21 protein-coding genes are annotated in these 24,302 nt (G+C 62.7%); 8 read left to right on the forward strand and 13 right to left on the reverse strand.

The genetic code is table 11. The features are described from left to right. Window positions 1–207 precede the first annotated feature (207 nt). Window positions 208–2,067, forward strand: a complete 1,860-nt coding sequence (locus tag PspS04_RS25655; protein ID WP_159998378.1) for a DEAD/DEAH box helicase — start codon at window positions 208–210, stop codon at window positions 2,065–2,067. 66 nt (window positions 2,068–2,133) lie between these two features. Here the strand turns inward: PspS04_RS25655 and PspS04_RS25660 are convergent, their stop codons facing one another. Continuing rightward, window positions 2,134–2,727 carry a YceI family protein gene (locus tag PspS04_RS25660; RefSeq protein WP_095164477.1) on the reverse strand — a complete coding sequence of 198 codons (594 nt, stop codon included), beginning with the start codon at window positions 2,725–2,727 and terminating at the stop codon, window positions 2,134–2,136. A gap of 31 nt (window positions 2,728–2,758) precedes the next feature. Beyond that, on the reverse strand, window positions 2,759–3,310 hold the full coding sequence (locus PspS04_RS25665; protein ID WP_095164479.1) for a cytochrome b: 552 nt from the start codon (window positions 3,308–3,310) through the stop codon (window positions 2,759–2,761). A gap of 300 nt (window positions 3,311–3,610) precedes the next feature. On the opposite strand from PspS04_RS25665, the gene PspS04_RS25670 reads away from it, so the two are divergent. Beyond that, window positions 3,611–5,017, forward strand: coding sequence for an adenosylmethionine--8-amino-7-oxononanoate transaminase (locus PspS04_RS25670; RefSeq protein ID WP_095164481.1), 1,407 nt, complete (start codon window positions 3,611–3,613; stop codon window positions 5,015–5,017). Window positions 5,018–5,097: 80 nt separating this feature from the next. After that, window positions 5,098–5,817 carry a 16S rRNA (uracil(1498)-N(3))-methyltransferase gene (locus PspS04_RS25675; protein ID WP_159998380.1) on the forward strand — a complete coding sequence of 240 codons (720 nt, stop codon included), beginning with the start codon at window positions 5,098–5,100 and terminating at the stop codon, window positions 5,815–5,817. A gap of 31 nt (window positions 5,818–5,848) precedes the next feature. Here the strand turns inward: PspS04_RS25675 and PspS04_RS25680 are convergent, their stop codons facing one another. From PspS04_RS25680 to PspS04_RS25690, 3 genes are read right to left on the reverse strand one after another with little or no spacing between them, the layout of a single operon-like run. After that, window positions 5,849–6,751 carry a transporter substrate-binding domain-containing protein gene (locus tag PspS04_RS25680; RefSeq protein ID WP_095164485.1) on the reverse strand — a complete coding sequence of 301 codons (903 nt, stop codon included), beginning with the start codon at window positions 6,749–6,751 and terminating at the stop codon, window positions 5,849–5,851. A gap of 30 nt (window positions 6,752–6,781) precedes the next feature. After that, the gene (locus PspS04_RS25685) at window positions 6,782–7,132 is read right to left on the reverse strand and encodes a RidA family protein (RefSeq protein WP_095164487.1); all 351 of its coding nucleotides are present in this window, start codon (window positions 7,130–7,132) and stop codon (window positions 6,782–6,784) included. Window positions 7,133–7,160: 28 nt separating this feature from the next. After that, entirely contained in the window at window positions 7,161–8,402 is a 1,242-nt protein-coding gene (locus PspS04_RS25690) for a D-amino acid dehydrogenase (protein ID WP_159998382.1), read from the reverse strand. 107 nt (window positions 8,403–8,509) lie between these two features. On the opposite strand from PspS04_RS25690, the gene PspS04_RS25695 reads away from it, so the two are divergent. Then, on the forward strand, window positions 8,510–9,424 hold the full coding sequence (locus PspS04_RS25695) for a LysR family transcriptional regulator (protein ID WP_095164490.1): 915 nt from the start codon (window positions 8,510–8,512) through the stop codon (window positions 9,422–9,424). 29 nt (window positions 9,425–9,453) lie between these two features. Here the strand turns inward: PspS04_RS25695 and trhA are convergent, their stop codons facing one another. The 8 genes from trhA to pilG all read right to left on the reverse strand — a co-directional run bounded on the left by trhA (window position 9,454) and on the right by pilG (window position 20,881). Next, the gene (gene trhA / locus PspS04_RS25700; RefSeq protein ID WP_159998384.1) at window positions 9,454–10,071 is read right to left on the reverse strand and encodes a PAQR family membrane homeostasis protein TrhA; all 618 of its coding nucleotides are present in this window, start codon (window positions 10,069–10,071) and stop codon (window positions 9,454–9,456) included. Window positions 10,072–10,269: 198 nt separating this feature from the next. Continuing rightward, window positions 10,270–10,887 (reverse strand): nucleotidyltransferase domain-containing protein, encoded by a 618-nt coding sequence (locus PspS04_RS25705; RefSeq protein WP_159998386.1) that lies wholly within the window; start codon window positions 10,885–10,887, stop codon window positions 10,270–10,272. Window positions 10,888–10,941: 54 nt separating this feature from the next. Further along, window positions 10,942–11,415, reverse strand: coding sequence for a chemotaxis protein CheW (locus PspS04_RS25710; protein ID WP_159998388.1), 474 nt, complete (start codon window positions 11,413–11,415; stop codon window positions 10,942–10,944). Continuing rightward, window positions 11,408–17,305 carry an Hpt domain-containing protein gene (locus PspS04_RS25715; RefSeq protein WP_159998390.1) on the reverse strand — a complete coding sequence of 1,966 codons (5,898 nt, stop codon included), beginning with the start codon at window positions 17,303–17,305 and terminating at the stop codon, window positions 11,408–11,410. Before PspS04_RS25715 ends, PspS04_RS25710 begins: the two co-directional genes overlap by 8 nt. A 38-nt stretch (window positions 17,306–17,343) precedes the next feature. Then, a complete protein-coding gene (locus PspS04_RS25720; protein ID WP_159998392.1) occupies window positions 17,344–19,404 on the reverse strand; it encodes a methyl-accepting chemotaxis protein in 2,061 nt (686 codons plus the stop codon). 99 nt (window positions 19,405–19,503) lie between these two features. After that, a complete protein-coding gene (locus PspS04_RS25725; protein WP_095164500.1) occupies window positions 19,504–20,043 on the reverse strand; it encodes a chemotaxis protein CheW in 540 nt (179 codons plus the stop codon). 10 nt (window positions 20,044–20,053) lie between these two features. Further along, window positions 20,054–20,419, reverse strand: coding sequence for a twitching motility response regulator PilH (pilH, locus tag PspS04_RS25730; protein WP_095165186.1), 366 nt, complete (start codon window positions 20,417–20,419; stop codon window positions 20,054–20,056). 57 nt (window positions 20,420–20,476) lie between these two features. Continuing rightward, complete coding sequence (gene pilG, locus PspS04_RS25735) at window positions 20,477–20,881, reverse strand: twitching motility response regulator PilG (protein ID WP_095164502.1); 405 nt, start codon at window positions 20,879–20,881, stop codon at window positions 20,477–20,479. A 280-nt stretch (window positions 20,882–21,161) separates the two neighbouring features. On the opposite strand from pilG, the gene gshB reads away from it, so the two are divergent. The 4 genes from gshB (at window position 21,162) to ruvX (ending at window position 24,292) form a co-directional block, all read left to right on the forward strand. Further along, entirely contained in the window at window positions 21,162–22,115 is a 954-nt protein-coding gene (gene gshB, locus PspS04_RS25740; protein WP_095164504.1) for a glutathione synthase, read from the forward strand. Window positions 22,116–22,192: 77 nt separating this feature from the next. Beyond that, entirely contained in the window at window positions 22,193–23,092 is a 900-nt protein-coding gene (locus tag PspS04_RS25745) for an energy transducer TonB (protein ID WP_095164506.1), read from the forward strand. A 190-nt stretch (window positions 23,093–23,282) separates the two neighbouring features. Further along, window positions 23,283–23,855: a YqgE/AlgH family protein gene (locus PspS04_RS25750; RefSeq protein WP_095164508.1), complete on the forward strand. Its 573-nt coding sequence runs from the start codon at window positions 23,283–23,285 to the stop codon at window positions 23,853–23,855. Then, entirely contained in the window at window positions 23,855–24,292 is a 438-nt protein-coding gene (gene ruvX, locus PspS04_RS25755) for a Holliday junction resolvase RuvX (RefSeq protein WP_008007435.1), read from the forward strand. The genes PspS04_RS25750 and ruvX overlap by 1 nt, the downstream gene beginning before the upstream one ends. The last annotated feature ends 10 nt before the right edge of the window (window positions 24,293–24,302 follow it).

Raw genomic sequence — 24,302 nt, forward strand, 5'->3', positions numbered from 1 at the left:
CCTTCCCGCCAGGCTTACGCCCGGACGCTCGGCACTGTTTCAGGCCTCTCGACATCGCTACAGCGCAGCTTTTCAGCCCGCGCGAGCACTCGCAGATGAGCCATCAGGGCCCAGCAGGACCGGACGCGATTGCGCTTCTCTCAAACGCCACTCGCGCCAGGCAAGACTATCCCATTGGGCCAAGCCCTAACTAAAACAGGATTACTCATGTCCTTTGCTTCCCTCGGTCTCTCCGAGGCTTTAGTCGGCGCCATCGAAGCCGCCGGCTACACCCAGCCTACTCCGGTGCAACAGCGGGCCATTCCCGCCGTGTTGCAAGGTCGCGACTTGATGGTTGCGGCACAGACAGGCACTGGCAAAACCGGCGGCTTTGCCCTGCCGATTCTGGAACGCCTGTTCCCCAACGGTCACCCGGACAAGTCCCAGCGTCACGGCCCGCGCCAACCGCGCGTATTGGTCCTGACCCCGACCCGCGAACTGGCCGCCCAGGTGCACGAGAGCTTCAAGCTCTATGCCCGCGACCTCAAGTTCGTCAGTGCCTGCATCTTCGGCGGTGTTGGCATGAACCCTCAGGTTCAGGCCATGGCCCGCGGTGTTGACGTGCTGGTAGCTTGCCCGGGTCGCTTGCTCGACCTGGCCGGTCAAGGCAGCGTCGACCTGTCCCACGTGGAAATCCTCGTGCTCGACGAAGCCGACCGCATGCTCGACATGGGTTTTGTCCATGACGTGAAGAAGGTCCTGGCCCGTCTGCCGGCCAAACGCCAGAACCTGCTGTTCTCGGCGACGTTCTCCAAGGACATCACCGACCTCGCCGGCAAGTTGCTGCACAACCCCGAGCGCATCGAAGTCACGCCACCGAACACCACGGTCGAGCGGATCGAGCAACGTGTGTTCCGCCTGCCGGCAAGCCACAAGCGTTCGCTGCTGGCGCACCTGATCACCGCTGGCGCCTGGGAACAGGTACTGGTCTTCACCCGTACCAAGCACGGCGCCAACCGCCTGGCCGAGTACCTGGACAAACACGGCCTGAGCGCCGTGGCCATCCACGGTAACAAGAGCCAGAACGCCCGCACCAAAGCCCTGGCCGACTTCAAGGCCGGTGAAGTGCGGATCCTGGTTGCCACCGACATCGCGGCACGCGGTCTGGACATCGACCAACTGCCACACGTGGTCAACTTCGAACTGCCGAACGTCGACGAAGACTACGTGCACCGCATTGGCCGTACTGGCCGTGCCGGTCGTTCGGGCGAGGCGATCTCGCTGGTCGCCCCGGACGAAGAAAAACTGCTGAAAAGCATCGAGCGCATGACCAAGCAGAAGATCGCCGATGGCGACCTGATGGGGTTTGATGCCAGCAGCGTCGAGGCCGAGAAGCCAGAAGTGCGCGAGCGTCCGGATGTGCGTAACCCGCGCAACCCACGTGGCCCGCGCGGCGACGGTCCGAACGGCGGCGGCGGTGGTGGCGGTCGCAAGGACAAAGGCAAGGACAAGGGCGGCAAGGAAAAGCCGGCAACCAGCCGTGGCGAACGCCCGGCGCAAAAGCCGCGTGAAGGCACGCCTGCCCGCGAACAGCAGCGCCCTGCACCACGTGCGACCGCTGATCGGGCACCGGACGAGTTCCTCGACGACGATGTGGATAACTTCGGTAACCGCGTCGACTACGTGCCACAACAGAAACCGGCCCAGGGCCGTGGTCGCCGTCCAGGTGCCCCGGCACCAGGCGCAGGCGCCGGTGCTCCACGCACTGGCCAGCCACAGGGCCGGCAGAACGGTCCACGCAACAGCAGCGGCGCCAGCACTGGCACCCCGCCTGCCAAGCGCAGCGGCCCACGCAGTGGCGCCCCCCGTGACGGCCAGGCCCGTCGCGAGGAGTCCCGCAACCGTCGCCCAGCCCGTGATGATCAGCCACGCCAGGAACCTGCGGTACAAAACCCGCGCGGTGGTCCGGCACCGAAGATCATTCACAAGGAGTCGAAGACCGACCGGTTCCCGACACCTGAGCAGCTCGATCAACTGCCAAGCCGTCCACGTGGCGAAAAACCAGCGCTGCTGACCCGCAACCGCTGATTTTTCCTGCGTTAAAAAAAACGCCCCGGCTCTTGTGAGCCGGGGCGTTTTTTTTGCTGGCGAAAATTACTTCGCCTTCACACCTTCAAACGTAACGTACAGCTCGACTGCGTCGGAAGCAGGGCCCAGGTCCTTCTGCTTGCCGAAATCGCTACGCTTGATCTGGGTAGTGCCTTCGAAGCCGGCACGGTAGCCGCCCCATGGATCCTTGCCTTCACCCAGGAAAGTGGCCTTGACCACGACTGGCTTGGTCACGCCCAGGATGGTCAGGTCGCCTGCGACATCAGCGGTTTCCTTGCCATCGGCATTCTTGCCAGTGGATTTGACGCTGGTGGAAACAAACGTCGCCTTGGCGAATTTGCTCGCATTCAGGAAGTCAGCGCTGGCGATGTGCTTGTCGCGCTCGGCGTGGTTGGTGAATACGCTGGAGGTATTGACGTTGAATTCGATCTTGCTGGCTTCAGGCTTGGCAGCGTCAAAGCTGAACTTGCCGTCGATATCCTTGAAAGTACCGGTGATGAAGCTGTAGCCCAGGTGGCTGATCTTGAAGTCAACGAAGGCGTGCTGGCCTTCCTTGTCGACAACGTAATCGGCTGCCATCACGTTAGCCGACAGCAGAGCAGTACCGATTGCCAGAGCGGCGAGAGACTTTTTCAACATGCTTTCTATTCCTTGGAGTCGAGGTTGAACATCAGGCTTTGCGACCCAGCATGCGTGCCAGGGTCACATCACGATCGATAAAGTGGTGTTTCAATGCTGCCAACGCATGGAGGCCGGAGACAATCACCAGCGCCCATGCCAGGTAGAAATGAATCACACCGGCCAGGTCTGCCTGGTCCGGTAGTCCGGAAATCAGGGCAGGGACTTCAAACAAGCCAAACACCGGTATCCCGACACCGTCAGCGGTGGAAATCAGGTAACCGGCAATCATTACCGCAAACAGGCTGAGATACAGAAACCCATGACCGAGCTTGGCGCCGACGCGAGTCAGGCGATCGTAGCTGGCCAGGGTCGGTGGTGGCGGGCTGATCAAACGCCAGAGCACCCGCAGCAGCATGACCGCGAAGAGCACCAGACCGATGCTTTTATGCAGGTCCGGGGCGTCCTTGCGCCAGGTGCTGTAGTAATCCAGCCCGACCATCCACAAGCCCAGGGCGAACAGACCCACCACTACCAGGGCTACACCCCAGTGCATGAAAATACTGACCCAGCCGTAGCGGGAGGAAGAGTTACGTAGCTGCATTGCCCAAATCCTGTAAGAACTGCGCTCAAGACTATCGAGTTATCTATCGAATTAAAGCGGAAAAATTCGCTTTGAAATATCGAGAAATACGATCTGGAGTCTGGTGTCGGATGGTTAAGGAAAGATTAACCACGTCCGACACTTGTCCTCCTAGCACCACAAGCGCGCCATCCAAAGCGGGTTTCTCGTCAGCCCAGGTAACTGAAAAAACCACAATAGGTTGTCCGCATGCCCAGCATTGCATAGGCTTGCGCGATTGTTTGCCCGCGAAACCAGCGCGCCGTCTCGAGGAGAATTTACATGGGCTTGAATAATCAGTGGATGCAGCGCGATCTCGCGGTGTTGTGGCATCCCTGCACCCAGATGAAAGATCACGAACAACTGCCGTTGATCCCGATCAAACGCGGTGAAGGGGTGTGGCTGGAGGACTTCGAAGGCAAGCGCTACCTCGACGCCGTCAGCTCCTGGTGGGTCAACGTGTTCGGCCACGCCAATCCGCGGATCAACCAGCGGATCAAGGATCAGGTCGATCAACTCGAGCACGTGATCCTCGCCGGCTTCAGCCACCAGCCAGTGATCGAGCTCTCGGAGCGCCTGGTGAAAATGACGCCCGAAGGGCTGACCCGGTGTTTCTACGCCGATAACGGCTCATCGTGCATCGAAGTCGCGTTGAAAATGAGCTTTCACTACTGGCTCAACCGCGGCCAGCCGAACAAGAAACGCTTCGTCACCCTGACCAACAGCTACCACGGCGAGACCATGGCCGCCATGTCGGTCGGCGACGTGCCCCTGTTCACCGAGACTTACAAGGCCCTGCTGCTGGACACCATCAAGGTGCCGAGCCCCGATTGCTACCTGCGCCCCGACGGCATGAGCTGGGAGGAACACTCGCGGAACATGTTCGCGGCGATGGAGCACACCCTGGCCGAGCATCACGACAGCGTTGCAGCAGTGATAGTCGAGCCGTTGATCCAGGGCGCGGGCGGCATGCGCATGTACCACCCGGTGTACCTGAAACTGCTGCGCGAAGCCTGTGACCGCTACGGCGTGCACCTGATCCACGACGAAATCGCCGTCGGTTTCGGCCGCACCGGGACCATGTTTGCCTGTGAGCAGGCCGGCATCCGCCCGGACTTCCTGTGCCTGTCCAAGGCCCTGACCGGCGGCTACCTGCCGCTGGCGGCCTGCGTCACCACCGACGAGGTCTACAGCGCCTTCTACGACGACTACCCGACCCTGCGCGCGTTCCTCCATTCCCACAGCTACACCGGCAACCCGCTGGCCTGTGCCGCCGCGTTGGCGACCCTGGATATCTTCGAGCAGGACAACGTCATCGAGAACAACAAGGCCCTGGCCCAGCGCATGGCGACCTCGACCGCACACCTGGCCGATCACCCGAACGTGTCGGAGGTGCGTCAGACCGGCATGGTGCTGGCCATCGAGATGGTCAAGGACAAGGCCAGCAAAGAGGCCTATCCCTGGCAAGAACGTCGGGGCCTGAAAGTATTCCAGCACGCCCTGGAGCGCGGCGCGCTGTTGCGCCCGCTGGGCAGCGTGGTGTACTTCCTGCCGCCCTACGTGATCACCCCCGAGCAGATCGACTTCCTCGCCGAAGTGGCCAGCGAAGGCATCGACATCGCCACCCGCGACTCGGTCAGTGTCGCCGTGCCGAAGGACTTCCACCCAGGGTTCCGTGATCCGGGCTAGCAGCCACAAGCTCCTACAAGGGCTGTGCCTAAGCAGGCAAATCCAACTCAGATGAACGACCCCTTTTACAGAGACCCCGCATGAGACTGTCGCGCTTTTTTATCGATGCCCCCTTGAGCCTTGGCGAGCATGAGCTGCCGGAGGCCCAGGCCCATTACATCAGCCGCGTGCTGCGCATGGCCGAGGGCGATGCGCTGCAGGTGTTCGATGGCTCAGGCCAGGAATACCTCGGCACACTGGTGGAAGTCGGCAAGAAACGCGTGCGCGTGGCGTTGAGCGAAAGTTTCGCCGGGCAACTCGAGTCGCCGCTGCAGATTCACCTGGGCCAGGGCCTGTCCCGGGGTGAGCGCATGGATTGGGCGATTCAGAAAGCCACGGAGTTGGGGGTGAGTGAAATCACGCCGATCTTCAGTGACCGCTGCGAAGTGCGACTCAAGGACGAGCGCGCCGACAAACGCCTGCAGCACTGGCGCCAGGTCGCGATCAGCGCCTGCGAGCAATGTGGGCGCTCGCGGGTGCCTGTGATCCATCCGCCGATGCTGCTGGCAGACTGGATCAAGCAGGTCCCGGCCGAGCTGAAACTGGTGCTGCACCCGGTGGCAGAGCCATGGGCCAGCCACGCCAAGCCCGCGACCCTGGCATTTCTGATCGGCCCCGAAGGTGGCTTGTCGGACACTGAAGTAGAGCAGGCCAAGGCGGGCGGCTTTCACGCCGCACGCCTCGGCCCTCGCGTGTTGCGCACCGAAACCGCGCCGGTAGTGGCGCTGGCGGTAGCACAACAGCTATGGGGCGATTTCTAAGCCCTTAGCCTGCGAGCTCTTGAGCTGAAAATCACTGCACCGGATCACTGGTCGGCTTGGCAATGATCGCCTTGAGTTCGCTGGTCATCGGGAACTCGAGGTTCAAGCCTTTTGGCGGGATCGGCTGTTCAAACCAGCGCTGGTAGATCCCGTTGATTTCCCCTGAGCTGTACAGCTCGCCCAACGTCGAGTTCACCAGCGCCAGGAACTGCGGATCGTCCTTGCGCACCATGCAGCTGTAGATCTCCCGCGACTGCTCTTCCCCGACCACCACCCACTTGTGCGGGTCGCGAGCCTTGGCGCGCTCGCCGTAGAGCAATGCATCGTCCATGTAGAACGCCGCTGCCCGACCGGACTGCAACATCTGGAAGGCTTCGCCGTGGTCCTTGGCGCTGATCACGAACATGTCGATCTTGTTATCGACGTTGTAGCTCTTCAGATAGCGCTCGTTGGTGGTGCCGGCGGTGGTCACCACGTTCTTGCCGCGCAGGTCGGCGAAGCTCTTGACCCCACTGTCGTTGGCGGTCAGCAACTGGCCTTTGACATAGATAAAGCCGTAGGAAAACGCCACCTGCTTTTGCCGCTCAGCGGTTACGCCGGTCGAACCACATTCCAGGTCGACCGTGCCGTTCTGCACCAGCGGAATACGGGTTTGCGAGGTCACCAGGTTGTATTTGACCTTGAGCTGGGGCGCTGCGAGCTTCTGCTGCACACGCTCGACTATCTTGCTCGCCAGGTCCACCGAGTAACCCATCGGTTGACCCGAGTGATCACCCACGTAGGAGAAGGGCACCGACGCATCGCGATAACCCAGGGTAATGCTGTTAGTGCTGGCAATCTTGCTCAGGGTCGGGCCCAGCGGGGCTTCTTCAGCCTGCACTTGAGTGCCGAGCAACACGCCCAGGGTGCAGCCGAGCAACGTGATTTTTTGCATTGTTATTCTCCGTTGTGGGTGATGGATTACTTAGCGGCGGGCCGCGATAACGCTGATTTCGACTCGCACCTGCGGGCGGGCCAACTCGGCCTGCAAGGTCGTGCGACTCGGTGCCTGGCCAGGCGACAACCAGGCGGACCAGACGTCATTCATCGCCGCGAAATCCTCACCAATATCCTTCAGGTAAATGGTCGCGCTGAGCAGATGATCCTTGTCGCTGCCCGCCTCGGCCAGCAACGCGTCGATTTTTTCCAGCACCTGGCGAGTCTGGCCAGTGGCGTCGGTGGCATCACCCGGTACTTGGCCGGAGAGAAACACCAGGTCGCCAAAGGTCACGGCAGCGGACAAACGTGGATTGGTCTGGATACGGCTGATGGTCATCGGATAGTCCTTCTTTTGGGTAATGGTTTCAGGCCGCACGGGGCGTAAAGCCCTGCAGGTCAATGGAGGGGCGGCGCTGGCCGATCAGCTCACTGAGCAACTGCGCGCTGCCGCAGGCCAGGGTGAAACCCAGGGCGCCATGGCCGAGGTTAAGCCACAGGTTGCAATACGCCGTTGCGCCCAGCAGCGGCACGCCGCTAGGGGTCGCCGGGCGCATGCCGGCCCACTCGATGGCCTGCTCGTAGTCGCCGGCATTGGCAAAAGTGTCACGCGCCTGGCGCTTGATCAGGGCCAGCCGCTTGGGGTCCAGCGCCGGGTCAAAGCCGACGATGTCGACCATGGCCGCCACCCGCAGTTGCTCGCCAATGCGGGCGTAAACGATCTTGCGGTCATAGTCGGTGATGCTCAGGTCCGGGGCCCGGTGCTGGGCGCCGATCGGCACAGTCAGGCTATAACCCTTGAGCGGGTACAGTGGCAGGTGCACCCCAGGCAACGCCAGCAGTGGGCTGCGATGACCGGCGGCAATCACCAGATGTTCCACTGGCAGCACTTCATCCCCCAGTTCAATTGCGCTCACCACACCATTGGCCTGGCGAATGCCGGTCACGGCCTGGCCCAGGCGGAACTCGCAACGACCTGAGGCCCGCAAACGCGCCGCCAGTTGCTGGCAAAAGCCGTGGCAGTCACCGACTTCCTCATCCGGGGTGTAGATCGCACCCACAAAGGGTGCATCGGCCAGTGCCGGGTCCAGGCGGGCGCACTCGGCGGGCGACAGCACCTGTTGTTGCTGGGGGTCGGCCAGTTTTTGGCGGGCATGCTCGAAGCTGGCGGTGCTGCGAAAGGTCACCAGCTTGCCGTTGCGCCGCCAGTGGAAACCCTCCAGGGCATCGGCTTCGCGCCAGGTCTGCAGGGTGGACTGGCTGAACAGCGCCAGGCGCAACAGATGGGCGGCGTTGGCGCGGTTCACCGAAGAACGGCAGGCCCCCAGGAAGGACGCCATCCAGCGCCACTGCGCCGGGTCGAAGCGTGGACGCAGCTTCAGCGGTGAGTCACCACGCAACATCCAGCCAATGGCCTGCAACGGCACGCCTGCATCGGCCAGGGGCGCCACGTAGCGATAGGACAACTGGCCGCCATTGGCAAAGCTGGTTTCGCTGCCCAGCGAATCCCGCGCCTCGACCAGGGTCACCTCAACGCCATCGCGCACCAGTGCGTAGGCCGTTGCCAGGCCGATGACGCCGCCGCCGATGATGCATACACGCTGAGCCATGTCAGTCCTTAATCGTGGTTGAGACGAGCCCGAGGTTAGAGCCAGGTGACAGGCGCCGAACAATGAATAAAGATGGTCATCCCATAAACAAAGGTTATGGACTCACCATGCGCCTTCGCCACATCGAGATTTTCCAGGCCATCCGCCAAACCGGCTCGGTCAGCGCTGCCGCGCAATTGCTGCACGTCTCCCAACCCGCCGTGACCAAAGTGCTGCAACACGCCGAGCAGCACCTGGGCTTCCCGCTGTTTCTGCGGGTGCGCGGCAAACTCCAGGCCACCCCGGAGGCGCTGGAACTGGAGCGTGAGGTCGACAAGGTCACCGAAAGCCTGCAAGGGGTGCGACGCCTGGCCCAGAGCCTGCGCCGCGAGCCGGGCCATAGCCTGCGGATCGGCGCGACCCCGGCCCTGGCCCTGTCGTTGTTGCCCCCGGCCATCCATGAGTGGACGCAACGCTATCCGGAGATCGCCTGCGAGCTGTCCAGCGCCCACAGTCGCGAGCTGGTGCAGAACCTGCTGATGCGTGAAATCGATGTCGCCCTGACCCTGCAATTGCCCGATCACCCGGGACTCAAGGCCCAGGCGCTGGCCAGCGGGGTGTTGGTGGCGCTGGCGCCGGCCGGTTACTGGCCCCTGGAAGAAGAAGGCCAACCGCTGCCGCTGCAGGCCCTGGCCGATGCGCCGTTGATCGGGCTATCCAGTGCCGATCCACTGTCGGCCCGGCTCGACAGTTACCTCAAGGCGGTCGAGCCGCCGCCCCGGGTCAGCATCGCGGTGCAGACGTACTCACTGGCCAGGGCGATGGTCGAATCCGGGGCCGGCCTGACCGTGATCGACCCCTTCACCGCCCTGGGCGCCTCACCCGGGACCACCGCCATCCGTCCCCTGGCGCCGGCGCTGCCGATCACCCTATACGCGGTGACCCGCGCGACCGAGCCGCCACCGCACACCCTGAACGAGCTACTGAGCATCTTCAGCAGCCGCGCGCAGGAGCAACTGGACAGGTTGGTCGGGCGGGCGTAGTTACGCCGCCAAAGCGCAGCCCCCGGCGATCAGATCACATAAAGCGCAATCGCCACGAAATGCAGCAGGCTGCCGGTGATCACAAACAGGTGCCAGATCCCGTGGGCATGGCGCAGCCGGCTGTCGAGGGCGAAAAATATGATACCGACGGTGTAAAACACTCCGCCGGCCGCCAGCCAGGCGAACCCCGTGGTGCCCAGCGCGGCAATCAGCGGCTTGACCGCCACCAGCACAATCCAGCCCATCACCGCGTAGATCACCAGCGACAGGATCCGCGCCTCGGAGCGCGGCTTGATCTCTTGCAGCATGCCGATCACCGCCAGCGCCCAGACAATCGCAAACAGCGACCAGCCCCAGGGCCCGCGCAGGGTCACCAGGCAAAAAGGCGTGTAGCTGCCGGCAATCAGCAGATAGATCGACAAATGATCGACCTTCTGCATGATCACCTTCGCCCGTCCGCGCACGCTGTGATAGACCGTCGACACGCTGTACAGCACCAGCAGTGTGACCCCGTAGATCGCCACGCTGACGATCTTCCATGGACTGCCATCGAGACTGGCCACCACCAACAACCAGACCGCCCCGACAAACGCCGCAACCGCCCCGAACAAATGGCTCCAGGCGTTGAATCTTTCTCCGTGGTACATGGGCCTCTCACTTCAAAATCACAAAAACAGCGTGCAAGGCCAAGGCCGACACCGCAGTTCAGTCAAGTGAACGCGGAGCTTTTTTGTAGGAGCGAGCTTGCTCGCGATGGACGTTAACGATGACGCGTACTGCCTGAATAACGCGTTGTTTTTGAGTTCAACGCGAGCAAGCTCGCTCCTACAAAGCTCCGCGTTCACTTACCTGAACAGCATTGCCCCAATCGGCTGTAGCGCCAAAGGGTTTTCACCCAACAAGTTGATCTTTTCCTGTTGCGCGACCTGCAGCACGAAGCTGTTGCCCGCAGCCAACTTTCCGGCCCAGTCCTCAGGGGTGTAGAGCGTCGGATTAAGCGGACGACCCAGTTGCTCTTCCATGGGTATCAATCGTTCCATGACTTCACTGTAGTGCAGACCTTCGCCAATCAGCATCAGGTCTATGTCACTGGATGCGTTGGCCTGATCCTTGGCGATAGAGCCATAGACAAAGGCCCAGATAAGTTGCTCCGCAAAGGGCGCTAGGGCACGACGCAAGGGGTCGGCAATGCCAAAGGTCTTGCGCACAATGCCTGCCAATTCACGATAGATCGGGCACTGTTCATTGGCCTGGTAGTGGGTCTGATTACCCCGGCGCGTCATCTTCAGTACGCCCGCCGAATTCAAACGCTCCAGTTCACGCATAAGGCTGCCCTTGCCCACTTGAGCCCAGCGAGCGATCTCATTGGCATAAAAGCTCTGATCGGGTTTGCCGTAGAGTAACCCCAGCACTTTTTGCTGGGTCACCGTGAATAGGGCGTTGCTGAGTGAAAGGGTTTGCACAGCCAGCACCAATAAGTCTCAAAAAGGGAACGATAGGTCCCTTTTTGAGACTTATCAAGAAATCCCATGTTCTATGACCAACCCCGCCCCCACCAACAACGCCTCCAACGCCAGCAAATCGGGGATTTTTGCCACTTGATCGACGACTTGTACCGCTGCCTGTTCCAGTGCACACAGCGGCACGTCGACGTAGCTCAACTGGCTGTCGAGCTTGCAGGAGCGTGGGATGCCCTGGACCAGCAAGGCAATGAACCTGAGGTTGGCTCGCCCGCCCAGGGTGTTGAGGATGACGATGCGGGCGCGTTCGCCGATCACGGTTTTGCTGCCGCAGGCCGATTCGAAACTCAGCAGCGGGATCTGGCGGTCGCGCCAGTTGACCTGGCCCAGGTACCAGGGCGGTGAATCGAGGTCGAAGGTTCCGGGCTGGTAGTCGATCAGCTCGGCAACGGCGACGTTGGGCAGGATCAGGGTGCGGTCGGCCAGGGGCAGCAGCAGCCCGGTGAGGTGGCTGGTACGGTGCTCAAGCATGGGCCTTGCTCCACAGGGCGATACTGTCGAGCAACACCGATTCCTGGTACGGCTTGCCGAGGTAGTCGTTGACGCCGATGGCCATTGCCCGATCACGGTGTTTTTGCCCGGTGCGCGAGGTAATCATGATGATCGGCAGGTGCTGCAGGCGGGGATCGTTGCGCACCTGGGTGGCCACTTCGAAGCCGTCCATGCGCGGCATTTCGATGTCCAGCAGCATCAGGTCGGGCATGTGCTCTTCCAGCAACTGCATCGCGTCCACCCCGTCCTTGGCCGTGAGCACGCTCATGCCGTGGCGCTCCAGCAGCCGGCTGGTGACTTTGCGCACGGTGACCGAATCGTCCACCACCAGCACCAGCATCGAGCGCTGCGGCTCGCCTTCCGGGCTGGTCGCGGCCGGCGCCGGCAAACGTACCTGCATCGCCCGCAACGGCGCCAGCAGGTCGAGAATCAGCACCACCCGGCCATCACCGAGAATCGTCGCGCCGGACAGGCCCTGGACCGCGGCAAACTGCGGGCCGAGGCTCTTGACCACGATTTCCCGGGTGCCGGCCATGGCGTCGACCTGCACCGCGATATGCCGCTCGTTGCACTGCACCAGCAGCACCGGCAGCGGCAGGTTCTGCCCCAGCAAGCGCGGGCGAATACTGGTCTTGAGCAACTCACCCAGGTAGCACAGCTCGTAACATTGCCCGGCGTACTCGTACCGGGGCGGATCCAGTTGATAGCGGGCCTCCAGTTCGCTGGGCAGGACTCGCACCATGCCCTCGATGGTATTGAGCGGGATCGCGTACAGATCCTCGCCACACTGCACCATCAACGCGCGGTTGACCGACACCGTGAACGGCAGGCGAATGCGAAAATGCACGCCCTTGCCCGGGACCGAGTCGATGCTCATCAGGCCGCCGAGCTGGCGCACTTCTTCATGCACCACGTCCATGCCCACCCCTCGCCCGGAGATCTGGGTGATTTTCTCGGCAGTAGAGAAGCCGGGCTGCAGGATGAACTGCAGCACATCGCGGTCACTCAGGCTGCTTTCGGGGGCCAGCAGCCCGCGCTTGATCGCCTTGCGCCGTACGGCATCGAGGGGCACGCCGGCACCGTCGTCACGGATGTCGAAAATGATATCGCCGCCCTCGCGGGACAGGTCCAGGCTGATCCGCCCCTGCTCGGGCTTGCCGGCAGCGCGGCGTACTTGCGCAGACTCCAGGCCATGGTCGATGGCGTTGCGCAACATGTGCTCCAGCGGGGCGGCCATGCGCTCAAGGACATTACGGTCCATCTCGCCCTCGGCGTTGCCGACGATAAACTCAACGTCTTTGCCCAGCTCGCTGGAGACCTGGCGGACGATGCGTTTGAGGCGCGGCAGCATCCGTTCGAACGGCACCATGCGCGTGCGCATCAGGCCTTCTTGCAGCTCACTGTTAATCCGCCCCTGTTGCTGCAACAGGTTCTCGGCGTCGAGATTGCGCCGATCGAGGGTTTCCTTGAGGTCGAGCAGATCGGAAGCAGACTCGAACATCGCCCGCGACAACTGCTGCAGTTGCGAATGGCGATCCATTTCCAGCGGGTCGAATTCTTCGTAGCCCAGGCGCTCGGCGTCGACGTGCTGGCGACTGAGGATGCGTCCCTGGGTTTCGGTGTCGAGGCGGCGCAGTTGATCGCGCATGCGCTCGATGGTGGTTTCCATCTCGCTCAAGGTCACCCGGGCATCGTTGACCTGTTGCTCGACACGCCCACGAAAAATCGAAGTCTCGGCGGCCAGGTTGACCAGGTCGTCGAGCAGTTCGGCGGACACCTTGACCATATCGGCGCCCGCTTCAGCGGGCGGCGCGGACGGCTCCGGCTTGTTCTGCGCCAGGCTGTCGAGCGCCACCGATGGCGCAGCACGCTCGACCGCCGAGGGGTGACTGAAGGCCTGGATGGCCTCGAGCAGGCGCTCGGCCGGCGCTACCGGTTGACCGGCACGGGTAGCGTCGAGCATCTGCGCCAGCCGGTCATGACTGCGCTGCAACAGCCCGAACAGCGCCGGTGTGGCCTGCAGCAAGCCGGTCGACAGGCCTTCGTAGAGAAACTCCAGTTCATGGGCCAGGTCGCCAATCGGCGCAATCTCGACCATTCGCGCGCCACCTTTGAGGGTGTGCAGATCGCGCAGCAGGGTTTCCATTTCCTGGCGGCTTTGCGGGTCGGCCTGCCAGCGCAGCAAGGCCGCGCCCGAACTGTCGATGATGTCGAAGCCTTCCTCGAGGAAGATCTCCAGCAACTCCGGGTCATTGCCCGGCGCATCCTCGGCGGACGCCTGTGCAGCGGCGTCGGCAGGGCTGGCGCTGCCTTGGCGCCACTGCGCGATGGCCTCGATCAATGCCGTGCAATCGCCCAGCGGCTGTTGGCGCTGCAATTGCTCCAGCAGTTGCGCGAGGCGGTCGTGGCTCTGCTGCAACAACTGGCCAAGCTCGGTGCTATAGCTCAAGCGCCGGTCCACCAACCCCTCGTAAAGGCTTTCCAGCTCGTGGGCCAGGTCACCCACCGGTCCGATCTCGGCCATCCGCGCCCCACCCTTGAGGGTGTGCAAGTCGCGCTGCAGCGACAACAACGGCGCAGGGTTCTGCGGTTCCGTGAGCCAACGCTGCAAGGCCTGCCCGGCGCTCTCCAGAATGTCCACGGCCTCTTCGAGAAAAATCGCCTCCATTTCATCGTCCGCCGCCAATGGCGTCGGCGAGGACTGCCCGAGTTCGGCGGTGACGCTGCCAAGTTCGGTAATGCTCAGGGTGCGACTGCCGTCGCTGCGGATCAGGCCCATCGCGGACGGATCCAGGCCCTCATCAAGCAGATCGCGCAGGGCGTGCACACGAGCCGATTGGTGACTGACTTCCTGGCCTGCCGCCAGTTCGTCGAGCATGTTGATCAAGGCTTCATGGGCACTTTGGGCCTCGTGAAAGAACCGCTCGCTGACCGCCAGGCTGCTTTCCTCCACGGCGCCATACAGGTCGAGCAAGGCCTCGCACAACTCATCCATCGGGTGCAGGTCGGCCAGGTGTGCGCCCTCACCCAGGGTCGTCAGCTCATCCAGCAAGGCCGTCAGTTCCTGGCGCTCGCCGGGGTGTTGCTGCCAGCGTTGCAACAGGCTTTCGGCGTCCAGCAGGATGTCCATGCCCTGGGCCAGGAAGTTGTTGATCAGCTGCGGGTCACGCTTGATCCGCACACCGCTGTCGGGCGAGCTGTGCAAGGCTTCCAGGCGCTCGGCGAGCAGGGCCTGGGTGCGCAGGATCAGATCAGGCGCGCCGCGGATTTCCACCAGCGGGTTGCCCTGCAATTGCGCCAAGCCGCGGCGCAGCAAGCCTTCGGCCTCCAGCAGCAGTTCGACTTCATCCAGGTCCAGGGCCAACAGGTGCGCCTTGTATTCGCGGGCCAGTTGGTCGAAGGGTGCCGCCAGCTCGGCGATCGGCACCACACCGGCCACCGACGCGCTGCCCTTGAGGGTGTGCAGCGCACGCTGCAACTCGTCAGTGGCCTGCAACGGCAGATGTTCGGCGGCCTGCTCGAGAAAGCGCTGGAGGCTGTTGAGGTGGCTGTCGGCTTCGTTGCGGAAGATCTCCAGCAACTGCGGATCGGCGGCGCCAGCGTGCGCTCCGCTCGCTTGCTCGGGCAGGGCCGCGCCCCGGGCCAACGCGTGGGCACGGGCTGCCAGGTGGTCCACGTCATCGCGTTGGCGCTGGTGGCTGGCGGCGAATTCCGCCACCAGCTCTGGCAGCAGGTGCAGCGTGTCGCGCAACAGCTCATCGACCTGCGGCCCAGGCTCGACACTGTGTTCGAGTATTCGGTTGAGCAGGTTTTCCACGGCCCAGGCGAGTTCGCCGAGCACCAGCGCGCGGACCATCCGTCCACTGCCCTTCAAGGTATGAAAGGCCCGCCGCAGTTCGCCCAGGAGCGCAGCACTGCCTGGGTTGGCCGACCAGCGCGGCAGGTACTCGCGCAGGATATCCAGGACTTCGGCGGTCTCCTCGAGGAACACCTCGCGCAACTCGTCATCCACCGGTTCTTCATCGGCCGGCGGTGGTTGCAGGCTGTCGGGGGTACTCACGGCCGGCGGGTTGACGGCCGACACCGGGCTGGCCAGGGCATCTGCCAGCGACTGCTGGGCGGCCGGGTCAGCTTCGGCGAACCGACCGCCATCGGCACTCGGCGACGGATTGAACGGTGGCAAATGAACCGCGCTGGGCTGATAGCCGAGTGTCGCCAGACTCTGTTCGGCCACATCCAGCACCTGCTCGCCGAGGGTTTGCGGGTCCTCGCTCAAGCGCTCCAGGTAATACTCGATGCTGGTGATGGCATCGGCCAGGTTGTCCAGGTGCTGCCAATCCGGCGGTGTGCGGTCCGCCAGCAGGTGTTCACGAATGTAACTGTTGCAGGCTTCCAGCAGGCTCGCCGCACGGTGCAGGGGAATCATCGCCAGCGCACCGCGAACCTGGGTCAGCAAGTCCGGCAGCAACTGCAACGGCTGGCGATCCCAGTGGGCATCGATGTATTCGACGATCATGTCCTTGGCCTGTTGCAGGCACAGGCGGGCTTCCTTGATGACGATCTGGTGGATCTGCGTCAGGTCGGTGGTCGGCAGCCGGCTTTCTTCACGGTTTTCCTCGACGATACCGACCATGCCCGCCAGGGTCGCCTCGACGTAGAGCAAGGCACCGGCGACGTCCATCAGGATCGCATCGTTGGGCTCGCGCTGCCCCTGGGCCAGGCTCAGCACCACGCCTAACTGGTCGATGATGACCTTGCGCGGCTGGCCAAAACCGAGCACCGCCAGGGTGTCGGCAATCTGCCGCAACGGCGCCAGCAGGCTGTCGAGGTCCGAGGCATGCTGGCGGTCGCTGCGCACGAACAGGTCCAGGCGCTCCTTGACCCGCACCAGTTCCTCGCACAAGGCGGCCAGCACCGAGCGCATGGCGTCGCGGTCAGGCCCAGCCAGGCGCGCGCGCTCTGCATCGAGCAAGGCGTTGTCAGGCAAGGCGTCATCCAGCCCGTAGCGATCTTTCATGATTAACATCCGGGCACTGGGAGATTGCGCCTTGGCGATATAAAACAGCAGGCTTTTCAGCAATTCGGGCGGCGCTGCCTGGTTGATGGCCGGCATGCCGTGTTCCAGCAGGCGCTTGAGTTCCTTGTCGGTGTCCTTGAACAAGCTGCGCAGTGCCGGACTGTTATCGATACGGCCACTGAGCATGCCTTCGACCAGCGCTGAAGCCACCTGCCACAGCGGGCTCAATGGCGCATCGGCACACAGCGCCTCAAGGCGTGCAAAGACCTTGGCCAGGTACCCCAGGTTTGTGCTGTCGTCCTGTTCGCGCAGCAGTCCGACCAGGCCCATCTGCAGCATCTGCCGCAGTTTGCGCAACACATTGGGCAAGTCTGCCGGCGCCAGCAGCGCCAGTTGCGCCTCCGTCAGGGCCGGCAGTTCTTGCAGTTGTGGACTGAACAGGCTGGTTTCCGCGAGCAGGCCTTCGCCACGGGCGCTGCGCAAGTCGTTGATCAGCGGCAGCACCACCAGGGGCAAGTCGCGCCGGGCGCTGAGCACGCGGTCGAGGTAAATCGGCAATTGGCCGAGGGCCTGTTGCAGCAGGCGGATGGCTTCGTCGCGATGGGCCACCATGCCACGCTGCAAGGCTGCCGCCAGTTGCTCCATCTCTTCGGCAAGCAGGGCCGCACCGTAGAACTCGACCATCTGCAGACTGCCATGGACCTGATGGATACCTGCCAGGCATTGCTCGAGCGCGTGCAGCGCCTGCGGGTCCTCGACCAGTTGATCGAGGGCAAGGTAGGCCTGCTTCAGCGTTTCGGCAATTTCGCCCTTGACCCACTCAAGGGCCACATAGTCGTGCCGATCACCCATAACCACTCCAGTCAAAATTCGTTCCCAGCGTGCAGGGTTCAGGTCTTGTCGGTACCGCGCTCCGGTACCGCCGGCAAGGTGAAGCCGGACACCGAGCGCCGCAACTGACTGGCCATTTTCGCCAGGTTGCCAATGCTCTCTGCGGTGGCCGTGGAGCCCGACGAGGTTTGCGTGGTGATCTGCTGGATCACGTTCATGGTCAAGGAAATCTGTCCCGCCGACGACGTCTGTTGCTGCGCCGCATTGGAAATACTCTGGATCAGCGCCGCAAGGGTTTTCGAAACGCCTTCGATTTCTTCCAGGGCTACTCCGGCATCCTGCGCCAGCCGCGCGCCGCGCACCACCTCGGTGGTGGTCTGCTCCATGGAAATCACCGCCTCATTGGTGTCGGTCTGGATCGCCCGCACCAGGGTTTCAATCTGCCGGGTGGCGGCGGAAGAACGTTCAGCCAGGCGCTGCACCTCGTCGGCCACCACGGCAAACCCGCGCCCGGCGTCGCCGGCCATGGACGCCTGGATCGCCGCGTTGAGGGCCAGGATATTGGTCTGGTCGGCGATGTCGTCGATCAGGCTGACGATATCGCCGATTTCCTGGGACGACTCGCCCAGGCGTTTGATGCGCTTGGCGGTGTCCTGGATCTGCTCACGAATGTTGTCCATGCCGTGAATGGTGTTGTGCACCACCTCGTTGCCCTTGTTGGCGATCTCCACCGAACGCTCGGCCACAGCCGATGATTCGGCGGCGTTCGCCGACACCTGGTCGATGGACTGGGCCATGTCGTTGATCGAAGCCGACGCTTCGCTGATCTGCTGGGCCTGATGCTCCGAGGCCTGGGCCAGGTGCATCGCCGTGGCCTGGGTTTCCTGCACGGCGGCGGCGACCTGGCCGGCCGTGAGGTTGATGGTAGCCACCAGGTCGCGCAGTTGATCGACCGAGTAGTTGATGGAGTCGGCAATGGTCCCGGTGAAGTCTTCAGTCACCGACGCCGTGACCGTCAGGTCGCCATCTGCCAGGTCCTCGATTTCGTCGAGCAGGCGCATGATCGCGTTCTGGTTGCGCTCGTTCTTCTCGGCGGTCTCGCGCAACTGGCGGTTGGTTTCACGCACCATCACCAGGCCGATCAGGATGATCGAGGTAAGCGCCAGCAGGCCCAGCACGTAACCGCCGATGGTGTCGGTGGAGCGTCCGCCCACCAGGTTCTCGAAGCCGTTGGCCAGGTGCGAGGCTTCCTCCAGCAGGGTCTGCGAGAGGTTGAAGATGTTGCCCGCCGACTCACGGACCTTGAACAGCTGGGGCGAGGTCTCGAGGATTTCATCCACCGAACCAGAGACAAACTGGAACAGCTCGGCGATTTCGCTCAGACGAGCACGGGCATCGCGGTCCTCGACCTGGCTGACCTTGAGCGCCGGATTGCCCTGCAGCATGCCGTTGAGCACCTGGCCGAAGCGCGCCGCGTCCCGGCCAAACACATCGGCGGCCTGCTGGGCGTTTTCATCGCCGGCCAGCACCGTGTTGACGGCGCCAAGGATGCGCTCGGCAAGCAGCGACTGGCGCTGGGCCATGGCCACCTGGGTAGCTGGCGCGCCGCGCTGCAACAGGATCTCGACGACTTTTTCGTACTCGACCTGCAACTGCGGCACGGTCTCGGCCAACGTCGCGGCCACTTGGTGCAGCGACAGCACGGTCTGCTCGCTGGAGAGGATCGCGTCGGTGTTTTTCAGCAAGCGCTCCCAATCCAGCTGCACGGCGCGCATTTGCGGACGCACCACCGCCGGTGCTGGCGGCAGGCCCGTGGCCGGGTCGCCTTTCTTCAGGTAGCCCCAACGCTGTGCAAAGTCATTGCGCGCGTCGCTGAGCAGCTTGAACGCCGCGGCTTTGCCGGCAGCCGCTTCGGTGGCGTTCTTGGCAATACGCTGGGACAGCACGCGCAACTCACCGGCATGGCCGATGTACTGCTTGTCGTAGGAGGCTTGAGTATTGAGGTAGGCAAAGTTGGCGAACAACAGCACGATGAACACGATCAGCGCGATGAACAGCGCAATGATCTGCGAACGACTGCGCGATCCATCGCTTGAGGTGCCCGTGTTGACTTTAATCATCGATCTTCGCCTGTTGACCCACATTGTGAAACCCGTCCGGCGTCCTTGCGCGTGCTGCGCACTCGAACGCAGCCTTCGGCAGCTGCTACAGGTACCCGCCTACACCGCCACATCCATGAAGCGTGGCGACTGCGCCACGGCAAACGGACTGAACACCTGCCAGCGTTGCTCACGCTCGAACCGACCCTTGATGAAAGCCGCCGCTGGGTCGTCCTGGCTGCCCGCCGCTCCCGGCTCGAACCGGGCCTGATCGAAGTGCTGCATGCCCAGCACCTCATCGACCATCAGCCCGACGAACGTTTCCTTGTACTCGACCACCAGGACCCGGCGCTGCTTGCGCTGAGCCGACAACTCGGCGCCCAGGAAGCCGCACAGGTCCATCACCGGCAGCAAGCGGCCACGCAGGTTGGCCACCCCCCGAACCCACGGCTTGACCCCGGGCAACTGGGTCAGGCGCGGCTCATGCAGGACTTCGCTGACCTCGCCCATGGGCGCCACGTACCAGTGTTCGCCCAGGCGAAAGCCAATGCCGCTCCAGCCGTGATTGCGGGTTGGCTGGGACGGCAAGTCAGCCGCCAGCAAGCGGCAACGCTGGTCGATCTGCAGCAACAGTTCAAAGGCGCTCAGCGACTCGGCCATGGCGCGGCCGTCAGCCTGCCAGCACAGCGTTCAGGGTCTTGATCAGGGTGTCTTCGTCCACCGGCTTGGTCAGGTAGTCCTTGGCGCCCTGGCGAGTGCCCCAGACCTTGTCGGTATCCTGGTCCTTGGTGGTGATGATGATTACCGGAATATGACCGGTCTCCGGGTCCTTGGTCAGTTGACGGGTCGCCTGGAAGCCGTTGAGGCCGGGCATGACGATGTCCATCAAGACCGCGTCGGGCTTTTCCTGACGCGCCAGCGCCACGCCATCGGCACCGTTTTGTGCCTTCAACACTTCATGGCCGTGCTTTTCCAGCATGCCGGTGAGTTTGTACATTTCGGTCGGCGAGTCATCGACGATCAGAATACGTGCCATGGTCTTCCCCATTCTTGTAGACGCCAGGCCGGTTGGCCGGGCATCACTGTGCGTGTCTTACAGCGGCGCATCGGCAGCGAAGCCCGGTACATGAGCGCGAATCGCGTTCAACAGTTCTTCCTTGCTGAATGGCTTGGTCAAAAACTGATCGGAACCGACAATCCGCCCCTTGGCCTTGTCGAACAAGCCGTCCTTGGACGACAGCATGATCACTGGCGTGGCCTTGAACGCACTGTTGTTCTTGATTAAAGCGCAGGTCTGATAACCATCCAGACGCGGCATCATGATGTCGACAAAAATGATCCCCGGATGGTTGTCGGTGATCTTGGCCAGCGCATCAAAACCATCGATGGCGGTGATCACCTCGCAGCCCGCATTGCGTAACAAGGTTTCAGCGGTACGGCGAATGGTCTTCGAATCGTCGATCACCATGACCTTCAAGGCGTTGGAATGCTGTTCCATATCTGCTCTACCATCGCCTGGGCGAATCAGTTTGTCCGTTTGCGGCTGCCCGTTGGCTCGAAACCCTTGATGATCAAGGGCCAGCGCGACATGCCAGCCTTTTTAGCACAGTCTCCATGTCCAATCTATCGGCCGACCCGCGAGGCGGTTTTTCCTTGACCGGGAACCCACCGGGCGCCACTCTGACGCCACTTTTTCTGGCCTTCGGCTGGTTTTTTTGCAGGAGCGAGCTCGCTCCTGCACAAGACACACCCAGCCCTTCAAACTCGAGGAAACACCCATGAGCGTTCGCGTCGGGATTGTCATGGACCCTATCGCCAGCATTTCCTATAAAAAGGATAGCTCGCTGGCCATGCTGCTGGCCGCCCAGGCACGCGGTTGGGAACTGTTCTATATGGAACAGAGCGACCTGTACCAGGGCGAAGGCGAGGCGCGGGCCCGCATGCGACCGTTGAAAGTCTTCGCCGACCCGCAGAAATGGTTCGAGCTCGAAGCCGAGACCGACGCGCTGCTGAGCGACCTGGATGTGATCCTGATGCGCAAGGATCCGCCCTTCGACATGGAGTTCGTCTACTCCACCTACCTGCTCGAGCAAGCCGAGCGCGCCGGTGTCCTGGTGGTCAACAAGCCGCAAAGCCTGCGCGACTGCAATGAAAAACTGTTCGCCACCCTGTTCCCCCAGTGCACCCCGCCGACCGTGGTCAGCCGCCGCGCCGACGTGCTGCGTGAGTTCGCCGCCAAACACGGCGATGTGATCCTCAAGCCGCTGGACGGCATGGGTGGCACCTCGATCTTCCGTCACCGCGCGGGCGATCCGAACCTGTCGGTGATTCTTGAAACCCTGACCGCCCTGGGCACCCAGCAGATCATGGGCCAGGCTTACCTGCCGGCAATCAAGGACGGTGACAAGCGCATCCTGATGATCGACGGCGAGCCGGTGGACTACTGCCTGGCGCGCATCCCGGCCCAGGGCGAAACCCGTGGCAACCTGGCCGCCGGCGGCCGTGGCGAAGCCCGTCCATTGACCGACAAGGACCGCTGGATCGCTGCCCAGGTCGGCCCGACCCTGCGGGAAAAAGGCCTGCTGTTTGTCGGCCTCGACGTGATTGGTGAGCACCTGACCGAAATCAACGTCACCAGCCCGACCTGCATTCGCGAGATCGACAATGCATTTGGCACGAACATCGGCGAAATGCTGATGGCAGCCATCGATCAGAAGCTCAAGGCTCGTTGATATAGAACCCCCAAGGGCAGACCAACATTGCGTTATCATGCGCGGCCTGTGCAAAACGCGATGTTGGTTTCCTTGTCATGACCCTGCCGTCCGATCTGCCCCCTGAACTCGCCCACCGCGGCGTGCGCCCGGCCGATCGCCTCGGATTTACCCTGTTCCTGGCGGCGCTGATCCACCTGGCACTGATCCTCGGCCTGGGGTTTACCTTTGCCGAACCCAAGCAGATCAGTAAAACCCTGGAAATCACCCTCGCCACCTTCAAAAGCGAAACCAAGCCGAAAAAAGCCGACTTCCTGGCCCAGGAAAATCAGCAAGGCAGCGGCACCCTGGATAAAAAGGCGATCCCCAAGACCACCGAGATCGCGCCGTTCCAGGACAACAAGGTGCAAAAGGTCACGCCACCGCCCGCGGTCAAACCCCAAGTACCGGTCGCCGCTCCCAAGGCCGCCGTGACCACAGTGGCGCCAGCCCCGAAAAAAGCCGCGACCAAGAAGGAAGAAGTGAAGTCGGCACCGACGCCCAAGCCGGTGACGCCGACCTTCGACAGCGCCCAGCTGTCCAGCGACATCGCCAGCCTCGAGGCGGAACTGGCCAACGAACAACAGCTGTATGCCAAGCGCCCGCGCATCCACCGCCTGAGTGCGGCCTCGACCATGCGCGACAAGGGTGCCTGGTACAAGGATGAATGGCGCAAGAAGGTCGAGCGCATCGGCAACCTGAACTATCCCGACGAAGCGCGGCGCAAACAGATCTACGGCAATTTGCGCCTGATGGTCTCGATCAACCGCGACGGCTCGCTGTACGAAGTGCTGGTCCTGGAGTCTTCCGGCCAGCCACTGCTGGACCAGGCGGCCCAGCGTATCGTGCGTCTGGCAGCACCCTTTGCGCCGTTTACCGGCGACCTGTCGGACATTGACCGATTGGAGATCATCCGCACCTGGAGATTTGCCCGCGGGGACAGGCTTTCCAGCAATTGAACAGCAGGAAACCCTGTGGGAGCGGGCTTGCCCGCGATAGCGGTGGGTCTGACACGGCAATTATCAATGTGCCGCCGTCATCGCGGGCAAGCCCGCTCCCACAGGGGCCTGAGTTATTCGCGGATATTCTGGGCATTTCCTGCACATCCCCAGCTTGTCAGTTTGCCCCTCCAACGCCACACTAGCGCACATGAAAAACGTCATTCCCAGCTACCTCAAGCATCACTTCCTGATCGCCATGCCCCACATGGCCGACCCGAACTTTGCGCACACCTTGACCTACATCGTCGAGCACACGGCCAATGGTGCCATGGGGCTGGTGATCAACCGCCCGCAGGACCTGAGCCTGGCGGATATCCTTGAGCAGTTGCGCCCTGACGTCGAACCACCGGTGTTGTGCCAGCATGTACCGATTTTCATCGGTGGTCCGGTGCAGACCGACCGTGGTTTTGTGCTGCACCCCTCGGGCATGACGTTCCAGGCGACCGTTGATCTGGAGGGCGAGCTGTCCTTGTCCACCTCCCAGGACGTGCTGTTTGCGATTGCCGACGGCGTCGGTCCGGCCAAGAGCCTGATCGCCCTCGGCTATGCCGGCTGGGAAGCCGGGCAACTGGAGGCCGAACTGGCCGACAACGCCTGGCTGACCTGCCCGTTCGACACCGACATCCTGTTCAACACCAGCAGCGAACTGCGCCTGGACGCGGCGGCCAAGCACCTGGGCGTCAACCTCAGCCTGCTCACCAGCCAGGCGGGGCACGCCTGATGGCCCTGCGTCTGATCCTCGGTTTTGACTACGGCACCAAACAGATCGGCGTGGCCGTTGGCCAGGTAATTACCGGCCAGGCCCGCGAGCTGTGCACCCTCAAGGCGCAAAACGGCATTCCCGACTGGAACCAGGTCGAAGCCCTGATCAAGGAGTGGAAGCCTGACGCGGTGGTGGTCGGCTTGCCGCTGAACATGGACGGCACGCCAAGCGACATGTGCCTGCGCGCGGAAAAATTCGCCCGGCGCCTCAATGGCCGCTACAACCTGCCCTTTTATACCCACGATGAACGCCTGACCACTTTCGAGGCCAAAGGCGAACGCCTGGTCCGTGGCGGGCAGAAAGGCAGCTACCGCGACAACCCGGTCGACGCCATCGCCGCCGCCCTGCTGCTGCAAGGCTGGCTCGACGAAAACAGCGCACTGTTCGAATCCTGAAGAGCCGCAG

The sequence above is a fragment of the Pseudomonas sp. S04 genome (genome assembly GCF_009834545.1).
Classification (GTDB): domain Bacteria; phylum Pseudomonadota; class Gammaproteobacteria; order Pseudomonadales; family Pseudomonadaceae; genus Aquipseudomonas.

What these genes read in the sequence shown, in the direction of transcription:
- PspS04_RS25655 (WP_159998378.1), top strand. Translation starts at nt 208, where the DNA reads ATGTCCTTTGCTTCCCTCGGTCTCTCCGAGGCTTTAGTCGGCGCCATC.
- PspS04_RS25660 (WP_095164477.1), bottom strand. Translation starts at nt 2,727, where the DNA reads ATGTTGAAAAAGTCTCTCGCCGCTCTGGCAATCGGTACTGCTCTGCTG.
- PspS04_RS25665 (WP_095164479.1), bottom strand. Translation starts at nt 3,310, where the DNA reads ATGCAGCTACGTAACTCTTCCTCCCGCTACGGCTGGGTCAGTATTTTC.
- PspS04_RS25670 (WP_095164481.1), top strand. Translation starts at nt 3,611, where the DNA reads ATGGGCTTGAATAATCAGTGGATGCAGCGCGATCTCGCGGTGTTGTGG.
- PspS04_RS25675 (WP_159998380.1), top strand. Translation starts at nt 5,098, where the DNA reads ATGAGACTGTCGCGCTTTTTTATCGATGCCCCCTTGAGCCTTGGCGAG.
- PspS04_RS25680 (WP_095164485.1), bottom strand. Translation starts at nt 6,751, where the DNA reads ATGCAAAAAATCACGTTGCTCGGCTGCACCCTGGGCGTGTTGCTCGGC.
- PspS04_RS25685 (WP_095164487.1), bottom strand. Translation starts at nt 7,132, where the DNA reads ATGACCATCAGCCGTATCCAGACCAATCCACGTTTGTCCGCTGCCGTG.
- PspS04_RS25690 (WP_159998382.1), bottom strand. Translation starts at nt 8,402, where the DNA reads ATGGCTCAGCGTGTATGCATCATCGGCGGCGGCGTCATCGGCCTGGCA.
- PspS04_RS25695 (WP_095164490.1), top strand. Translation starts at nt 8,510, where the DNA reads ATGCGCCTTCGCCACATCGAGATTTTCCAGGCCATCCGCCAAACCGGC.
- trhA (WP_159998384.1), bottom strand. Translation starts at nt 10,071, where the DNA reads ATGTACCACGGAGAAAGATTCAACGCCTGGAGCCATTTGTTCGGGGCG.
- PspS04_RS25710 (WP_159998388.1), bottom strand. Translation starts at nt 11,415, where the DNA reads ATGCTTGAGCACCGTACCAGCCACCTCACCGGGCTGCTGCTGCCCCTG.
- PspS04_RS25715 (WP_159998390.1), bottom strand. Translation starts at nt 17,305, where the DNA reads ATGGGTGATCGGCACGACTATGTGGCCCTTGAGTGGGTCAAGGGCGAA.
- PspS04_RS25720 (WP_159998392.1), bottom strand. Translation starts at nt 19,404, where the DNA reads ATGATTAAAGTCAACACGGGCACCTCAAGCGATGGATCGCGCAGTCGT.
- PspS04_RS25725 (WP_095164500.1), bottom strand. Translation starts at nt 20,043, where the DNA reads ATGGCCGAGTCGCTGAGCGCCTTTGAACTGTTGCTGCAGATCGACCAG.
- pilH (WP_095165186.1), bottom strand. Translation starts at nt 20,419, where the DNA reads ATGGCACGTATTCTGATCGTCGATGACTCGCCGACCGAAATGTACAAA.
- pilG (WP_095164502.1), bottom strand. Translation starts at nt 20,881, where the DNA reads ATGGAACAGCATTCCAACGCCTTGAAGGTCATGGTGATCGACGATTCG.
- gshB (WP_095164504.1), top strand. Translation starts at nt 21,162, where the DNA reads ATGAGCGTTCGCGTCGGGATTGTCATGGACCCTATCGCCAGCATTTCC.
- PspS04_RS25745 (WP_095164506.1), top strand. Translation starts at nt 22,193, where the DNA reads ATGACCCTGCCGTCCGATCTGCCCCCTGAACTCGCCCACCGCGGCGTG.
- PspS04_RS25750 (WP_095164508.1), top strand. Translation starts at nt 23,283, where the DNA reads ATGAAAAACGTCATTCCCAGCTACCTCAAGCATCACTTCCTGATCGCC.
- ruvX (WP_008007435.1), top strand. Translation starts at nt 23,855, where the DNA reads ATGGCCCTGCGTCTGATCCTCGGTTTTGACTACGGCACCAAACAGATC.